The sequence below is a fragment of the Mesorhizobium sp. DCY119 genome, from assembly GCF_003590645.1.
Taxonomy (GTDB): domain Bacteria; phylum Pseudomonadota; class Alphaproteobacteria; order Rhizobiales; family Rhizobiaceae; genus Mesorhizobium_M.
Genome location: NZ_CP031834.1, coordinates 4,117,485 through 4,132,540, shown reverse-complemented (window position 1 = coordinate 4,132,540; position 15,056 = coordinate 4,117,485). Strand labels below are relative to the sequence as shown.

General features: G+C 61.4%; 13 protein-coding genes, 1 tRNA gene and 1 pseudogene. 11 read left to right on the top strand and 4 right to left on the bottom strand.

Features of this window, described 5'->3' with window-relative positions; translation table 11 throughout:
- The first annotated feature begins 63 nt into the window (after positions 1–63).
- On the top strand, positions 64–2,253 hold the full coding sequence (gene katG / locus DZG07_RS20070) for a catalase/peroxidase HPI (RefSeq protein WP_119820126.1): 2,190 nt from the start codon (positions 64–66) through the stop codon (positions 2,251–2,253).
- A 94-nt stretch (positions 2,254–2,347) separates the two neighbouring features.
- Here the strand turns inward: katG and DZG07_RS20065 are convergent, their stop codons facing one another.
- On the bottom strand, positions 2,348–2,578 hold the full coding sequence (locus DZG07_RS20065; RefSeq protein ID WP_119820123.1) for a hypothetical protein: 231 nt from the start codon (positions 2,576–2,578) through the stop codon (positions 2,348–2,350).
- Between the two features lie 193 nt (positions 2,579–2,771).
- Between DZG07_RS20065 and DZG07_RS20060 the strand changes: the two genes are divergently transcribed.
- The 5 genes from DZG07_RS20060 to DZG07_RS20040 all read left to right on the top strand — a co-directional run bounded on the left by DZG07_RS20060 (position 2,772) and on the right by DZG07_RS20040 (position 8,483).
- Positions 2,772–4,061 carry an RsmB/NOP family class I SAM-dependent RNA methyltransferase gene (locus DZG07_RS20060; RefSeq protein ID WP_119820120.1) on the top strand — a complete coding sequence of 430 codons (1,290 nt, stop codon included), beginning with the start codon at positions 2,772–2,774 and terminating at the stop codon, positions 4,059–4,061.
- A 101-nt stretch (positions 4,062–4,162) separates the two neighbouring features.
- Positions 4,163–4,621 (top strand): PaaI family thioesterase, encoded by a 459-nt coding sequence (locus DZG07_RS20055; protein ID WP_091914433.1) that lies wholly within the window; start codon positions 4,163–4,165, stop codon positions 4,619–4,621.
- A gap of 4 nt (positions 4,622–4,625) precedes the next feature.
- On the top strand, positions 4,626–5,258 hold the full coding sequence (locus DZG07_RS20050) for a 5'-methylthioadenosine/S-adenosylhomocysteine nucleosidase (protein ID WP_119820117.1): 633 nt from the start codon (positions 4,626–4,628) through the stop codon (positions 5,256–5,258).
- A gap of 112 nt (positions 5,259–5,370) precedes the next feature.
- On the top strand, positions 5,371–6,933 hold the full coding sequence (guaA, locus tag DZG07_RS20045; protein ID WP_091914595.1) for a glutamine-hydrolyzing GMP synthase: 1,563 nt from the start codon (positions 5,371–5,373) through the stop codon (positions 6,931–6,933).
- 293 nt (positions 6,934–7,226) lie between these two features.
- Positions 7,227–8,483, top strand: a complete 1,257-nt coding sequence (locus tag DZG07_RS20040) for a tyrosine-type recombinase/integrase (RefSeq protein WP_119820114.1) — start codon at positions 7,227–7,229, stop codon at positions 8,481–8,483.
- On the opposite strand, the gene DZG07_RS20035 is transcribed toward DZG07_RS20040, so the two are convergent.
- The gene (locus DZG07_RS20035) at positions 8,449–8,736 is read right to left on the bottom strand and encodes an AlpA family phage regulatory protein (RefSeq protein ID WP_119821926.1); all 288 of its coding nucleotides are present in this window, start codon (positions 8,734–8,736) and stop codon (positions 8,449–8,451) included. The genes DZG07_RS20040 and DZG07_RS20035 overlap by 35 nt on opposite strands.
- Before the next feature lie 322 nt (positions 8,737–9,058).
- Here DZG07_RS20035 and DZG07_RS20030 point away from each other — a divergent pair.
- Positions 9,059–9,133 (top strand) — tRNA-Leu (locus tag DZG07_RS20030).
- Positions 9,134–9,240: 107 nt separating this feature from the next.
- On the opposite strand, the gene DZG07_RS20025 is transcribed toward DZG07_RS20030, so the two are convergent.
- The gene (locus tag DZG07_RS20025; protein WP_119820111.1) at positions 9,241–9,822 is read right to left on the bottom strand and encodes a PAS and helix-turn-helix domain-containing protein; all 582 of its coding nucleotides are present in this window, start codon (positions 9,820–9,822) and stop codon (positions 9,241–9,243) included.
- Positions 9,823–9,925: 103 nt separating this feature from the next.
- Here DZG07_RS20025 and DZG07_RS20020 point away from each other — a divergent pair, with 103 nt between their 5' ends.
- From DZG07_RS20020 to DZG07_RS20005, 4 genes and pseudogenes are all read left to right on the top strand, one after another.
- Positions 9,926–10,639: a CoA transferase subunit A gene (locus DZG07_RS20020; RefSeq protein WP_119820108.1), complete on the top strand. Its 714-nt coding sequence runs from the start codon at positions 9,926–9,928 to the stop codon at positions 10,637–10,639.
- On the top strand, positions 10,639–11,283 hold the full coding sequence (locus DZG07_RS20015; protein WP_119820105.1) for a CoA transferase subunit B: 645 nt from the start codon (positions 10,639–10,641) through the stop codon (positions 11,281–11,283). Before DZG07_RS20020 ends, DZG07_RS20015 begins: the two co-directional genes overlap by 1 nt.
- Before the next feature lie 313 nt (positions 11,284–11,596).
- Positions 11,597–12,972: pseudogene (locus tag DZG07_RS20010) on the top strand (IS1380 family transposase).
- A gap of 457 nt (positions 12,973–13,429) precedes the next feature.
- Positions 13,430–13,726 (top strand): conjugal transfer protein TrbD, encoded by a 297-nt coding sequence (locus DZG07_RS20005; RefSeq protein ID WP_245429535.1) that lies wholly within the window; start codon positions 13,430–13,432, stop codon positions 13,724–13,726.
- Here DZG07_RS20005 and DZG07_RS20000 read toward each other — a convergent pair.
- Positions 13,669–15,015, bottom strand: a complete 1,347-nt coding sequence (locus tag DZG07_RS20000) for an FAD-binding oxidoreductase (protein ID WP_197716885.1) — start codon at positions 15,013–15,015, stop codon at positions 13,669–13,671. The two genes, DZG07_RS20005 and DZG07_RS20000, sit on opposite strands and share 58 nt — an antisense overlap.
- Between the last annotated feature and the right edge of the window lie 41 nt (positions 15,016–15,056).

Genomic DNA, 15,056 nt, shown 5'->3' with positions numbered 1-15,056 from the left:
ACACTACAGTCGGTTCCAGATGGAACCCCCATAACAATCCAAAGAACACGTTCGGAGAGAAACATGGACGCAAAGACAGACGACAAGAGCGCCGGCAAGTGCCCGTTCACGGGCGGCAGCAGCGGACGCTCTAACCGCGACTGGTGGCCGGAAATGCTGGACCTCCAGATGCTCCATCGCAACTCCACGCTGTCCGATCCGATGGGTCAGGATTTCGATTACGCCGAGGAGTTCAAGACCCTCGACCTCGATGCCGTCATCAAGGATCTGCATGCGTTGATGACGGACTCGCAGGATTGGTGGCCGGCCGACTTCGGTCATTATGGCGGCCTGTTTATCCGCATGGCGTGGCACAGCGCGGGCACGTATCGCATCACCGACGGCCGCGGCGGCGCAGGTGCCGGCCAGCAGCGTTTTGCGCCGCTCAACAGCTGGCCGGATAACGCCAACCTCGACAAGGCTCGCCGGCTGCTGTGGCCGATCAAGCAGAAATACGGCAGCAAGATTTCCTGGGCCGATCTGATGATCCTCACCGGCAATGTTGCGCTGGAATCGATGGGCTTCAAGACGTTCGGCTTCGCCGGCGGCCGTGCCGATGTATGGGAACCCGAAGAGCTCTACTGGGGTCCTGAAGGCACATGGCTGGGCGACGAACGCTACAGTGGCGAGCGCGAGCTTTCCGAGCCGCTCGGCGCGGTGCAGATGGGCCTGATCTATGTCAATCCGGAAGGGCCGAACGGCAATCCGGACCCGGTCGCGGCGGCCAGGGACATCCGTGAGACGTTCTTCCGCATGGCGATGAATGACGAGGAGACGGTTGCGCTCATCGCCGGTGGCCACACCTTCGGCAAGACCCATGGCGCCGGCGATCCTTCGCTGGTCGGTGCCGACCCCGAAGGCGGCGCCATCGAGGACCAGGGCCTCGGATGGAAGAGCAAGCACGGCACGGGCGTTGGCGCTGATGCCATCACCGGCGGCCCGGAAGTCACCTGGACGCAGACGCCGACGCAGTGGAGCAACCTGTTCTTCAAGAACCTGTTCGAACATGAATGGGAACTGACGGCGAGCCCCGCTGGGGCGAAGCAGTGGAAGGCGAAGAATGCCGAAGCTTCTGTGCCTGACGCGTTCGATCCGTCGAAAAAGCATCTGCCGACCATGCTGACCACGGACCTCTCGCTGCGCTTCGACCCGGAATATGAAAAGATCTCGCGCCGCTTCTACGAGAACCCGGACCAGTTCGCGGATGCGTTCGCCCGGGCCTGGTTCAAGCTGACCCATCGCGACATGGGTCCGCGCGTTCGTTACAAGGGCCCGCTCGTTCCGCAGGAAACGCTGATCTGGCAGGACCCGATCCCGGCCGTGGATCACCCGCTGATCGACGATCAGGACATCGCAGCATTGAAGGCGAAGATCCTCGCCTCCGGCCTGTCGGTGTCGCAGCTGGTCTCGACCGCCTGGGCGTCGGCCTCGACCTTCCGCCGCTCCGACAAGCGTGGTGGCGCCAATGGTGCACGCATCCGTCTCGCTCCGCAGAAGGACTGGGAGGTCAACCAGCCGGCTCAGCTGGCGACGGTGCTTCAGAAGCTAGAAGCGATCCAGAAGGAATTCGGCAAGAAGGTTTCGCTCGCAGACCTGATCGTTCTCGGCGGCGTTGCAGCAGTCGAGAAGGCTGCAAAGGATGCCGGTGTCGACGTGAAGGTTCCGTTCACGCCGGGACGCATGGACGCCTCGCAGGAACAGACCGACGTTGCCTCCTTCGCCCCACTGGAGCCGCGTGCTGACGGTTTCCGCAACTATATTGGCGGCAGGCAGTTCATGAAGCCCGAGGAAGCTCTGGTGGATCGGGCGCAACTGCTCACGCTGACCGGCCCCGAAACGACGGTTCTCGTCGGTGGCCTGCGTGTCCTCGGCGCCAATGCCGGCGATAGCAAGCATGGTGTCTTCACCAAGCAGCCCGGGACCCTGACGAACGACTTCTTCGTCAACCTGCTGGACATGAACACGCAGTGGCAGCCGTTGGCCGGCCCCGACGGGGTATACGAGGGACGCGACCGCCACACGAATGAACTCAAGTGGACCGGTACCCGTATCGACCTGATCTTCGGTTCGCACTCGCAGCTGCGCGCCTATGCCGAAGTCTACGGCAGTGCGGACGCCAAGAAGAAGTTCGTGAATGACTTCGTGTCGGCCTGGACCAAGGTGATGAATGCAGATCGCTTCGAAGCTGCGCAACCGTTGCGGAAGGCTGTGTAGCGTTAGCGATCGCCGAAGACGGAACTTACCGTCCTCCCAAGACGGCAATTCAGGCGCGGAGCGATCCGCGCCTGAATTGTTTCAGCAGCAGCTATCAGCGGCAGACCCTGACCTTTTCGACGATCAGGCGGCCATGACGATGATGCTTGACCGTCTTGGTGTAACAATGATGCCGGACCATATGGTGCCGGTATTGAGGCTTGTGGTGACGCGGCGCGACCACCCGTTCCGTCGTGGTAACCGTCATGCCGGCTGCCTGCGCCGGCAGGTTTATAGAAAATACCGCGCTTGCGGCGATGAGAGATGCGAGCAGGAAATTTTTCATTTCAACCTCTGTGATGTCAACAAGGCTGTAACAAGCGGCAGGTCACGACCGTTCCTGCATTACAGAAAGTTTAGGTTCGGGTTCGGGTTCGAGGCGAACGCGGAAACCAAATTTCAAAGTGCGGCTTGTGCTTGCTCGTTGCCAAGGCTAGTCAGGCCCTCTCTCGGGTACACCGAAATAGGGATCACCGATTATGCGACTTGGCGGAAGACTGGCTGCGGCCATTGAAGTGCTGGAAGATATCGAGCGGCGGCATCGCCCCGCTGCGGACGCGCTGAAGGATTGGGGCTTGTCCCATCGTTTCGCCGGCGCCGGCGACCGAGCCGCAATCGGCAACATCGTTTATGACGGGCTGCGCCGCAAGCGTTCCGCCGGATGGCTGGTCGGCGACGACACGCCCCGCGCCATTGGTTTTGGCGCGCTGCTGCTCGAATGGCGCGAAACCGCGCAATCACTCAATCAGACGCTTGATGGCGACAAATTTGCTCCGCCGCCGCTGACCGCGGATGAGTTGAGCGCAATCGCTGCGCGCAACCTGAATGATGCGCCCGATGCAGTGCGCGCCGATTGCCCCGAATGGTGCGCGCCATTGCTGGAACGGGCCTTCAACGGGGAATGGGTGGGGGAGGGCGCGGCCCTTGCTGCCCGCCCGCCGCTCGACCTGCGCGCCAACACGCTGAAATCCAGTCGTGCCAAGGTGCTGGAAGAGCTTGCCGAGACCGGTGCTGCGCCCACTGCTCTTGCCGCCAACGGCATTCGCATTGCACCCATCGATGGCAGCGGCCGCCACCCCAACGTCCAGGCTGAACCTGCCTTTCAAAAGGGTTGGTTCGAGGTGCAGGACGAAGGTTCGCAGATCGCCGCCGAACTGGCCGGCGCGAAACCCGGCATGCAGGTTCTGGATTACTGCGCAGGCGCCGGCGGCAAGACGCTGGCGCTGTCGGCCGCCATGGAAAATCGCGGTCAGATTTTTGCGCATGATTCCGAAAAGGGCCGTCTCGCGCCGATCTTCGACCGCATCCGCCGCTCCGAAAATCGCAATGTTCAGGTGGTCACCAAGCCCTCCGAACTGGCCGGCCTCCAGGACCACATGGACATCGTGCTGATCGACGCGCCCTGCACCGGCAGCGGCACTTGGCGTCGCCGCCCGGACGCGAAGTGGCGCCTGACACAGCGGCAGCTCGACGTCCGCAAGGGCGAACAGGCGGCGATCCTCGACACGGCAAAGACCTATGTGAAGCCGGGTGGTCTGCTCGTCTACATCACCTGTTCGGTCTTTGACGAAGAGAACCGCGATCAGGTCGAGGCCTTTCTTGCGCGCGAAGCAGCCTTTGCGCCGGTGGACCATGCCGAGCTTTGGGAGCGCGGTTTTCCGGGAAAGGCCGATGCCGCGCGAATCGATAAGGCGATGGGCATTTCGCTGACGCCGGCACGCAGCGGCACCGACGGGTTCTTCTTCGCGGCATTGCGCCGGCAGCAATAGATCGACGATTGACCGGCCAAGTCTATTGCGCCGCAACATTGGCGATTGCTTGCAGCCGGAGCGTTTGCAATAAGCCTTTGAGGCAGCGAAGGTCAGGCGTCATGGCAACGAAGATAGAATCCTCGCCGAACTATGAAGAACGGGTGAGGTCGTCTTTCGCCCGGCAGCAGGTGATGACAACAGTTGGTGCGACGCTGACCGTTGTTACGCCGGGCACCGTCGAGATCGAAATGCCCTATTCGGACGCGCTGACGCAGCAGCATGGCTTCCTCCACGCCGGCATCATCTCGACCGCGTTGGATTCGGCCTGCGGTTATGCGGCCTATTCGCTGATGCCGGAAGACGCCGCCGTGCTCACCATCGAGTTCAAGGTCAATCTTCTGGCGCCGGGCAAGGGCGAACGTTTCCTGTTCCGCGGCTCGGTGACCAAGCCCGGACGCACCATCATCGTTGCCGACGGACAGGCCTATGCCTTTGCCGCCGATGGAGAGGCAAAGCTCGTTGCCACGATGACCGGCACGATGATGACCATAACTGGCCGTGACGGCATCGAAGGCTGATCCGATGACCCTGACGAGCCTGGGTGGCAAGAAAATCCTGTTCGTGATGGCGGTGGACGCCGAATACGGACCGCATCTGAAAAAGCTGTTCGTGCCCTTTATGACGGGCGTTGGCCCGGTAGAGGCTGGCGTCATGCTCGGCGCGGAAATGGGGCGGTTGAAGGCATCGGATGCTCTGCCTGATCTGGTGGTTTCGCTCGGCTCTGCCGGAAGCCGCAGCCTCGAGCAGACCGAGATCTATCAGGCCACGACCGTTTCCTATCGCGATATGGACGCCTCCGCGCTCGGCTTCGAGAAGGGCGCGACGCCGTTCCTCGATCTGCCGGTAACCGTGCCGTTGCCATTGCGCGTGCCCGGCATCCGCGAAGCCAGCCTCTCGACCGGTGCGGCGATCGTTTCGGGCGCTGCCTATGGCGCCATCGATGCCGAGATGGTCGACATGGAAACCTTCGCGGTGCTGCGTGCCTGCCAGTTGTTCGGCCTGCCGCTGATCGGCCTGCGCGGTATATCCGACGGTGCCGCAGAACTGAAGCATGTCAACGATTGGACGGAGTATCTTCACGTCATCGACGAAAAGCTGGCCGGCGCTGTCGGCAAGCTGGGCGATGCCTTGTCGAACGGCACGCTGCGCCTTTGATCTCATCATTTGCGCGAACGCGATGAATCAATTCGCGAGGTCGATGAATCGGATCGTTCATACGTTGTCGCAACCCATTGCGCCGACTCACTCTTTTCTCTAAATGCTCGCCATGAAAACCAACAATCATCCCGACACCGTCCTTATCATCGACTTCGGCAGCCAGGTGACGCAGCTGATAGCGCGTCGCATCCGCGAGGCTGGCGTCTATTCCGAGATCGTGCCGTTCCAGTCGGCTGCCGAGGCCTTCGAGCGCGTTCAGCCCAAGGCGGTCGTCCTTTCCGGTAGTCCTCACTCCACCATCGACATCGGCAGCCCGAGAGCGCCGGACGCGATATTCCAGGCCGGCATCCCGGTTCTCGGCATCTGCTACGGCGAGCAGACGATGTGCGCCCAGCTTGGCGGCAAGGTCGAGGGTGGTCACCACCGTGAGTTCGGCCGGGCCTTCCTGGAGATCGAGGACGACAGTGCATTGTTCGAAGGCGTCTGGGCCAAGGGCACGCGCCATCAGGTCTGGATGAGCCACGGCGACCGCGTCACCGATATCCCCAAGGGCTTTCGCGTCATCGGCACGTCTGCCGGCGCACCCTTCGCGGCGATCGCCGACGAGAAGCGCAAATTCTACGCTGTCCAGTTCCATCCCGAAGTGGTGCACACGCCCGACGGCGCAAAGCTGCTGCGCAATTTCGTGCACAAGATCGCCGGCATTGAGAGCGACTGGAGCATGTCCGCCTACCGCGAAAAGGCGGTGGCCTCGATCCGCGAACAGGTCGGCAAGGGCAAGGTCATCTGCGCGCTCTCCGGCGGAGTCGACTCCTCCGTTGCAGCGCTGCTGATCCATGAAGCGGTCGGCGATCAGCTCACCTGCATCCTCGTCGACCACGGCCTGATGCGGAAGAACGAGGCGGCCGATGTCGTCGCCATGTTCCGCGAGCACTACAATCTGCCGCTGATCCTGGTCGATGCGGCGGACCGCTTCATCGGCGCGCTCGAGGGCGAGGCCGATCCCGAAACCAAGCGTAAGACCATCGGCCGCCTGTTCATCGAGGTGTTCGAGGAAGAGGCAAAGAAGCTCGGCGGCGCCGAGTTCCTGGCGCAGGGCACGCTCTATCCCGACGTCATCGAAAGCGTCTCCTTTACCGGCGGTCCGTCGGTCACCATCAAATCGCATCACAATGTCGGTGGCCTTCCCGACCGCATGAACATGAAGCTCGTCGAGCCGCTGCGCGAATTGTTCAAGGACGAGGTGAGGGTGCTCGGCAAGGAACTCGGCCTGCCCGACCATTTCATCGGTCGCCACCCTTTCCCGGGACCGGGCCTCGCCATCCGCTGCCCCGGCGGCGTCACCCGCGAAAAGCTCGAAATCCTGCGCGAGGCCGACGCCGTCTATCTCGACGAGATTCGCAAGGCCGGTCTCTACGACGCCATCTGGCAGGCATTTGCCGTGCTGCTGCCGGTGCAGACGGTGGGCGTGATGGGCGATGGCCGCACCTACGAATTCGTCTGCGCGCTGCGTGCGGTGACATCGGTCGACGGCATGACCGCCGACTTCTACCACTACGACATGAGCTTCCTCGGCCGCGCCGCCACCCGCATCATCAACGAAGTGCGCGGCATCAACCGCGTCGTCTACGACGTGACCAGCAAACCGCCCGGCACGATCGAGTGGGAATGATTCTGGCCCATCCAAGCGTATCCAAAACTACGCCACGGAACTACGCAAGGCATTGATCTAGAATAAGTTTCTTGCTGGAAGCGTTCGACACCTATCGGTGGGTGAGCATCGCATCTGACGGGCTGCCTGACGGTAGCCGGGGCTCTTGCCAGTTCGAAATTTAGCGACTACCGTCAAGGGCAGATGCCCGATGACGGTAGTTTTCTTATGCCTAAAGCATTGAAGAATATGGCGTAATTCTACGATCGGACCGCAAAAATCGCCTGACGGTAGTTTTCTGAGGAGGGCGCGCCATGCTCACCGACGCAGCGCTTAGAGCGTTGAAACCAAAGGAGAAAGACTTCAAGGTCGCGGACCGTGACGGTATGTACATCCACGTCACGACGAGGGGCGCGATGTCATTTCGCATGGACTACCGTCTGAATGGGCGCCGCGAGACGCTCTATCTTGGGAAGTATGGTCCTGACGGAATTTCGCTCGCGCGGGCACGCGAGAAGTGCATCGATGCCCGGCGATCGGTCGCTGATGGCGTGTCGCCGGCGATCGAGAAGCAGCGCGAGAAGCGGCGCCTCAAGGAGGCGAAGAGCTTCGGCGAGTTTGGGGAGAAGTGGCTCCAGGCGGCTCCGATGGCGGACAGCACGCGGGCGATGCGCCGATCAATCTTCGAGCGCGAGCTGCTCCCCGTGTGGCGCAACCGCCTGCTGACGGAGATCTCGCCAGATGATCTCCGGGCTCATTGCGGAGCGATCGTTGAGCGCGGCGCTCCTGCGACCGCCATCCACGTCCGCGACATCCTCAAGCAGATCTACGGCTTCGCCATCTTGCACGGCGAGAAGGTCGCCAATCCGGCAGAGGAAGTCGGTCCCGCATCAATCGCGACCTTCGTGCCGAAGGATCGCTCGCTGTCGCCGACCGAGATCCGGATCATGCTCAAGCAGCTTGAGCACGTCGCCACGCTTCCCACGATTCGGCTTGGCATGAAGCTGTATCTGCTGACGATGGTCCGAAAGAGCGAGTTGCAGGACGCGGTCTGGGAAGAGATTGACTTCGAGAACGCGGTCTGGACCATTCCGAAGGAGAGGATGAAGCGATCAAAGGCGCACAACGTCTATCTGTCTCGCCAGACCTTGGACATTATGATCGCCCTCAAGACCTGCGCCGGGAACTCGCGTTATCTGCTGCCGTCGCGATACGATGCTGACGCTCCAATGTCGCGCGCCACTTTCAACCGCGTGACCTACTCGGTCGTGGAGCAGGCGCAGAAGGAAGGGCTTCCGCTTGAGCCGTTCACGGTCCACGACCTGCGGCGAACCGGCTCGACGCTTCTGAACGAGCTGGGCTTCAACAGCGACTGGATCGAGAAGTGCCTGGCTCACGAGGACGGCCGGTCGTCGCGCGGGGTCTACAACAAGGCGGAATATGAAGCTCAGCGGCGCCACATGCTGCAGGAGTGGGCCGACATCATCGACGCTTGGGTGGAAGGGCGCAAGTACATGCCCGTGCTGATGCCGCCCTCTATGCCCATGTTCGAGCCTGATCCGGCCCTCTAACGGGCCGGGTCTTGCGCTGGCCGACGTCGGGTTGCTTCGCACGGGTGATGGGCGATGTTCTGCGGCTTTCGAGCCAGGCCTCGACCTCGGCGAGATCCCAGACGATACAGCGTGGCGAGAGCGCGAAGCGACTCGGGAACTCGCCTCGCTGCTCCATTTCGTAGATTGTGCTGTTTGCGAGCGGGACCATCTCCTGCAACTGCTTGCGTCTGATCGTTCTCCTGAGGGGGACGATGGGGGTTGCCGTCTTCATTCTCCACTCCTTCATTTTCTTCGTGGAGATAGAATGTGATAGGTGTGGGAGAGCGAAAGCCCCTTAGCGCCGCTGTGCGGGAATATCGGGTGGCAGCGTGCAAATAGGATGGCGATGGGCCAAAGAGGTCATCACCACCTTCAAACTACGAATCTGGGGGTTAGGAGTTCGAATCTCTTCGGGCGCTCCAAATTTCGAAAAAAAAGCAAAGGCTTGATACGCCGCCCTTCGGGGCGGCGCCTTTGTATTGGCTGCAAGATACCACTGAGATACCACCGAAGCTGGGTTGAAACCGAGATTACAGGGAATGGTCCAGAGACCAGCGCCGCGCTCAGATGGATAGAGCACCACCTCCAGAACGTGGAGGTCCCGCGTCCGAATCGCGGCGGGTGCGCCAACCACTTCAATCGCCTGACTACGAACGCTCCGTCGCGGCGAACGGCAACCCCCTTGTCGTGGCCCTCAGCATGAGCGCCGTTGGTCGTTTGCGCGCGCGACTTCAGGTTACTTCTGCGTGAGGAACCAAGCCAATAGTTCTGCCGAGTTTGCAACGCCAACTGTGCGCGTCAGGCGAAGGCGATGCGCCTCCACCGTTCGCTTCGATAACCCCGCTTCTGCACCAATTTCGGCGTTGGTCTTTCCTTGGGCGACCAAAGTCAATATTTGCCTCTGACGTCCGGTGAGCCGCAAAGTGGATTCTGTGACGGGGCGGCTCATTTCCTGAAAGCAGTAAAGTGCAGATGCAAAAGGGTCGTCACTCTTATTGGAACGACCATTGACTTGGCACCAGAACCGCCGGCCGTTCACATCCCTCATGATACGCTCGTCATAATAGACCTGACCGCCTGCAAGATGCATACGCCACATTTCGCCAGTGCGAACGAAGTCTGACAATTGCGGATAAAGCCGCGAGAAGCTGCCGTCGATCAGTTCGGATCGCGCGAACCCGAACAGAGCAGCGAACTCGTCATTGCAATCCCTTATCATCCGATGGGTCGCATAGACCATGGGTACCGGCAATTCGTTGAGCGATACAGATAGTCCGCTGGAAGAAGGGTCCAGGCCTTGGGGCGCGCCGATCCACATGCAGTATAAATACTACTAACGATGCTGGCCGCGCAACGCTAGCGTGACACTTCGGGATTGACGATTGAGTGTGGCATCGGCTGTCTATCTGGGGAGGAACATCTTGCGCAAAGTCTACCCAACCGCTGTGGAGGCGGTGGCCGGCCTGCTTGCCGATGGCATGACGATAATGTCGGGCGGATTCGGTCTCTGCGGCATACCCACAGGCCTTATCGAAGCCATCCGGCTTTCAGGCGTGAAGGGCTTAACCGTCATTTCCAACAATGCCGGCGTCGATGGCGCCGGTCTCGGGCTGTTGCTCGAAAGCCGTCAGATCCGCCGCATGGTTTCATCCTACGTCGGTGAGAACAAGTTGTTCGCTAAGCAATATTTGTCCAGCGATCTGGAGCTTGAGTTCAACCCGCAAGGAACGCTCGCGGAACGTATTCGCGCTGGCGGCGCCGGCATCCCAGCCTTCTTCACCAAGACAGGCGTCGGCACGATTGTCGCCGAAGGAAAGGAAGTCCGCGCATTCAACGGCGAGAACTTCGTTATGGAAACCGCGCTTGCCGCGGATCTGGCGATTGTTCACGCTTGGAAGGGCGATGCGGAGGGCAACCTTGTCTATCGCAAGACTGCTCGGAACTTTAATCCGATGATGGCGACGGCCGGGAACGTGACAATCGCCGAAGTCGAACATCTGGTCGAGACGGGCTCGATCGACCCTGACCACATTCACACGCCGGGGATCTTCGTGTCTCGCATCGTTCATGTGCCTGACCCCGAGAAGCGCATCGAGCAAAGAACCGTCCGGATACGGCAGAAGGAGACCGTCTGATGGCTTGGACACGTGAACAGATGGCAACCCGCGCCGCCCGAGAGATCGAAGACGGCTTTTACGTTAATCTTGGCATTGGAATTCCCACGCTTGTAGCCAATTACATCCCGGAAGGCATCGATGTACGGCTCCATAGCGAGAATGGTATGCTTGGGATGGGTCCGTTTCCATTCGAGGGAGAGGAAGATCCGGATCTGATCAACGCCGGCAAGCAAACGATTACTGAACTCCCTGAGACCAGTTTCTTCTCGAGCGCCGACAGCTTCGGAATGGTCCGTGGCGGCCACATCGATCTCTCAATCTTGGGCGCGATGCAGGTCGCGGAAAATGGCGATCTGGCGAACTGGATGATCCCAGGCAAGATTGTCAAGGGCATGGGCGGCGCCATGGACCTCGTTGCCGGTGTCAAACGCGTGGTGGTGTTGATGGAGCATGAAGCCAAGGGCGAACCAAAGCTGCTCAAGGAGTGCACCCTGCCGCTGACCGGGAAAGGCGTGGCCAGTCTGGTGATCACAGACTTGGCAGTGTTTAGGATCGACAAGCAGTCGGGGCCAAGTCTGGCGCTGATAGAACTCGCCAGTGGCGTGACGTTGGAAGAGGTTCGGTCAAAAACTCACGCAAATTTCTCGGTAAGTCTCAACTGACACTCGGCAACGACTCGCCCTTTGATATCAAACGTTCAGTCCCCTCCATTTGCTGGCGCGGCTTTGCGGTGAACCGTTCGGGCGGGGAGGTTCAGGCCTTTCAAATGAACTTATGCGGGGTGAGCCTTTTGGGGGATCTTGATCCCATGTCCGAAACGCCGCGCGAGATCGTATTGCGTCGTAGACATTCCACCGGCCCCGGCTTGCAGCACTATCTAGCCCGGATTTCTCAAACAGGTGAGGTGCATCGGGGTGCCGAATCAGAGAAAGTTGTTTTGCGACAAACACTTATCTTTAATGCGGAGAGCCCCCGATGCAAGCAGACTGTATAACGGACGCGTTCGGTTTTGCACCCGTCGAAGGGCGCAAAGTTGTGGCTTGTTTCGACGGTGGCGCGATGACGTCGGATGGCGGGCTTCTGCTGGGAGCGACGGACCGCGCCGTCGGCCTGGTTGATCGGCTGGCGCAGTGTTTTGCCGATGGGCGCTGCCCGGAGCTGATCGAGCACGAGGTGCGCACGCTGGTCGGGCAGCGAGTGTTCGCCCTGGCGCTAGGCTACGAGGACCTGATCGATCATGACGTGTTGCGCCACGATCCGGTGATGGCGCTGCTGGCCGGCAAGCTTGCGGCGCGCCGCAAGGATTGTGCGCCGGTGGCCGGCAAATCGACGCTCAACCGGCTGGAACTGAGCACGAGCGCACCGACGCGCTACCACAAGATCAGCCATGATGCCGGCGCCATCGAGAGCCTGTTCGTCGACCTGTTCGTGGAGGCGCATCGGCAGGCGCCCAAGCAGATCGTGCTCGACCTGGATGCCACCGACGATCCGCTGCACGGCCACCAGGAAGGCCGCTTCTTCCACGGCTATTACGACGGCTACTGCTACCTGCCGCTCTATGTCTTCTGCGGTCGCCACCTGCTGGCTGCCAGGCTGCGCCGCGCCAACATCGACGCCTCGGCCGGCGCGGTCGAGGAGGTGGCACGCATCGTCGCCCGGATCCGCCGCCTGGCCCAAGGTGCGCGTCCTGCTGAGGGCCGATTCCGGCTTCGCCCGCGAAGAGTTGATGGCCTGGTGCGAGGGCAACGGCGTCGACTACCTGTTCGGCCTGGCCAGGAACACCCGCCTGGTCGCCGAGATCGCGGGCCGAACTGGAGCAGGCTGCCGTGGAGAGCCGGCATACCTCAAGGCCGGCACGCCGCTTCAAGGACTTCACGTGGACGACGCTCGACAGCTGGAGCCGCAGGCGCCGGGTCGACGGCAAGGCCGAGCATACGGGCGGCAAGGCCAACCCGCGCTTCGTCGTCACCTCGCTGACCCATGACGAGTGTGGCGCCCGCTACCTCTACGAGGACGTCTATTGCGCGCGCGGCGAGATGGAGAACCGCATCAAGGAGTGCCAGGGCGATTTGTTCGCCGATCGCACCTCGACGGCCACCATGCGCGCCAACCAGTTGCGCCTGTGGTTCGCCTCCATGGCCTACGTGCTGGTGTGCGCGCTGCGTCGCATCGCGCTTCAGCACACCCAGTTCGCAAAGGCCACCTGCGCAACCATCCGCCTCAAGCTGTTCAAGATCGGGGCGCTGGTGCGCGTCAGTATCCGTCGCATCGCTCTGGCGATGGCATCAGGTCACCCCTATCAGCGCGAGTTTGCCGCCGCACATGCAGCGCTCGCCCAATGGGCGCTCTGACGAACCAGACAGGCGCGCCAGCACATCACAGCGACTTACCGGCTCGCACGCCACTCCTTCGCTCGTCCAAAATCCCGCAAGCTGCACCAGTCTCTGCTCCCCACCCGCAAGCCGCTCAAAACCGGCGCCACCACCGCTATCCACACCGGTAGTTTGAGAAATCCGGGCTAGGTGTTCACTGCGGATGACGCGAGTCGTCCTGCGTAGGTCGCCATCGGTCGGTGCCGCGTTCTGTCATTGACGTCGTGGCGCCACTGAGGTTGCTTGAGCAGCAGCGGCGAGAAGTGGATCACCCAATGGTCAATGCTGATGCCGCTCAGCCATCATCTCCTTCAGGTTGCGCCGGCATAAGCCGTGCACCAGATACCAGCGAACGGTCGAAATTAGCCCTTTTGAACATGATGCAAGCTCCGGCAAAAAAAGCGGCCTCCATCCCCCAAACTGATTGCCGAAAAGCGTGCAACAGAACCTCCTGCACGGCGCTGACCGCGATCTGGTGCTGCTCGCCGGACTTGCCGCGGCGACCCCCATCTTCGTGGTGGTGACGGCCTATTGCGCGCTGCTGGGCGTTGCTATCTTGATCGCGGTCGTTGCCGCGCTGCGGATGGTGGCGCAGGCTGATCCGATGTCCCCCTTCATTTCGGACCGCTTCACCTCTATGCCAAGCGCGACATCCACCGGTGAGCAGGCTTGGCCTCACAGAACCTTGCCCGGATTGAGGATGCCTTTGGAATCGAGGGTCCTTTTCAGCTGACGAAGCAGCGCCATTTCGCTCTCCGATCTGCTGTAGCTCAGCCAAGGCTTCTTGTGCAGTCCGATGCCATGTTCGGCCGACACCGACCCGCCATATGTGCGGATGATGTCATAGACGATCTGCTCGATGCCATGGCTGGTCAGGCCGATGTCCGCGACGGGACCGGCAATCAGGTGGATGTTGCTGTCGCCGGCATGGCCAAAGAATACGACTTGCAATGTCGGGCAGGCTTGCATTAGTCCGACCCGAATCTCTTGCACGCACGCTCCGATGCGCGCGAGCGGCACCGAGACGTCAAAGGCGATCACCGGGGCGCGACGCGAGAGGATTTCTGCCACGCCGTCGCGCAGCGACCAGAACAGTTCAACCTCGCATTGCGACTGCGCCACGACGGCGTTGACGACCAGTCCCGCCTCGAAGGCCGCTTCCAGCATGGACTCGAAGGCCGGTCGGTCGCCATCAGGGTCCGAGCCCTGCATCTCGATCAGCACATAGATATCCTGGTCCGGGGGGATCGGCGCGCGTTGCCCCGTTTCGGCAAGCACGGCGCGGTAGTAGTCGTTCCACATAAGTTCGAAAGCCGTAATCCGGCCCGAAAGCGCGTGCTGGGCGTGGCGTAAGAGTCCCGTAACGGCTTCGAAGTCCTGCACCGCGACCAGCGAGGCATTGGCGCCGGCCACTCCGGGATGCAGCTTCAGCACGGCGCGCGTAATGACACCGAGCGTTCCTTCAGATCCGATGAAGAGGTGCTTGAGGTCCAGCGCTGCATTATTCTTCGGCATGCGGTTCATCATCGGCAGGATGGTGCCGTCGGCCAGTACGGCTTCGAGACCCAGCACGAGATCGCGCGTCATGCCGTAGCGGATCACCCTGTTGCCGCCGGCATTGGTGGCGACAATGCCTCCAATCTGACTCGACCCGCTTGCGCCAAAGTCGAGCGGAAACGAAAGGCCCGCTTCCTGAGCGGCCTCCTGGACACGCTTCAGGATACACCCCGCTCCGACGACCATCAGGCCGGAGATGACATCGATCTCATCTATCCGGTCGAGGCCCGCCAAAGAGAGAAGCACTGCACCCTCCGAGGGAACCGCGCCGCCCGCCAGCCCCGAACGTCCGCCCTGCGGCACGACCGGGATTTCGTGAGCATGGCACAGCCGCATGATCGTAGCGACGGCTTCGGTGTTGCGTGGGGCCACGAGCGCCAAGGGAGTGCCGCCACGCTCGTCGCTCCAATCGCGAAGCGCAGCCTCGGGTATATCGGCCCCGACCTTGACATTGGACGCGCCCACCGCGTGCTGCAGAGCCTCGACAAAATCCAGAGATTTCCGTT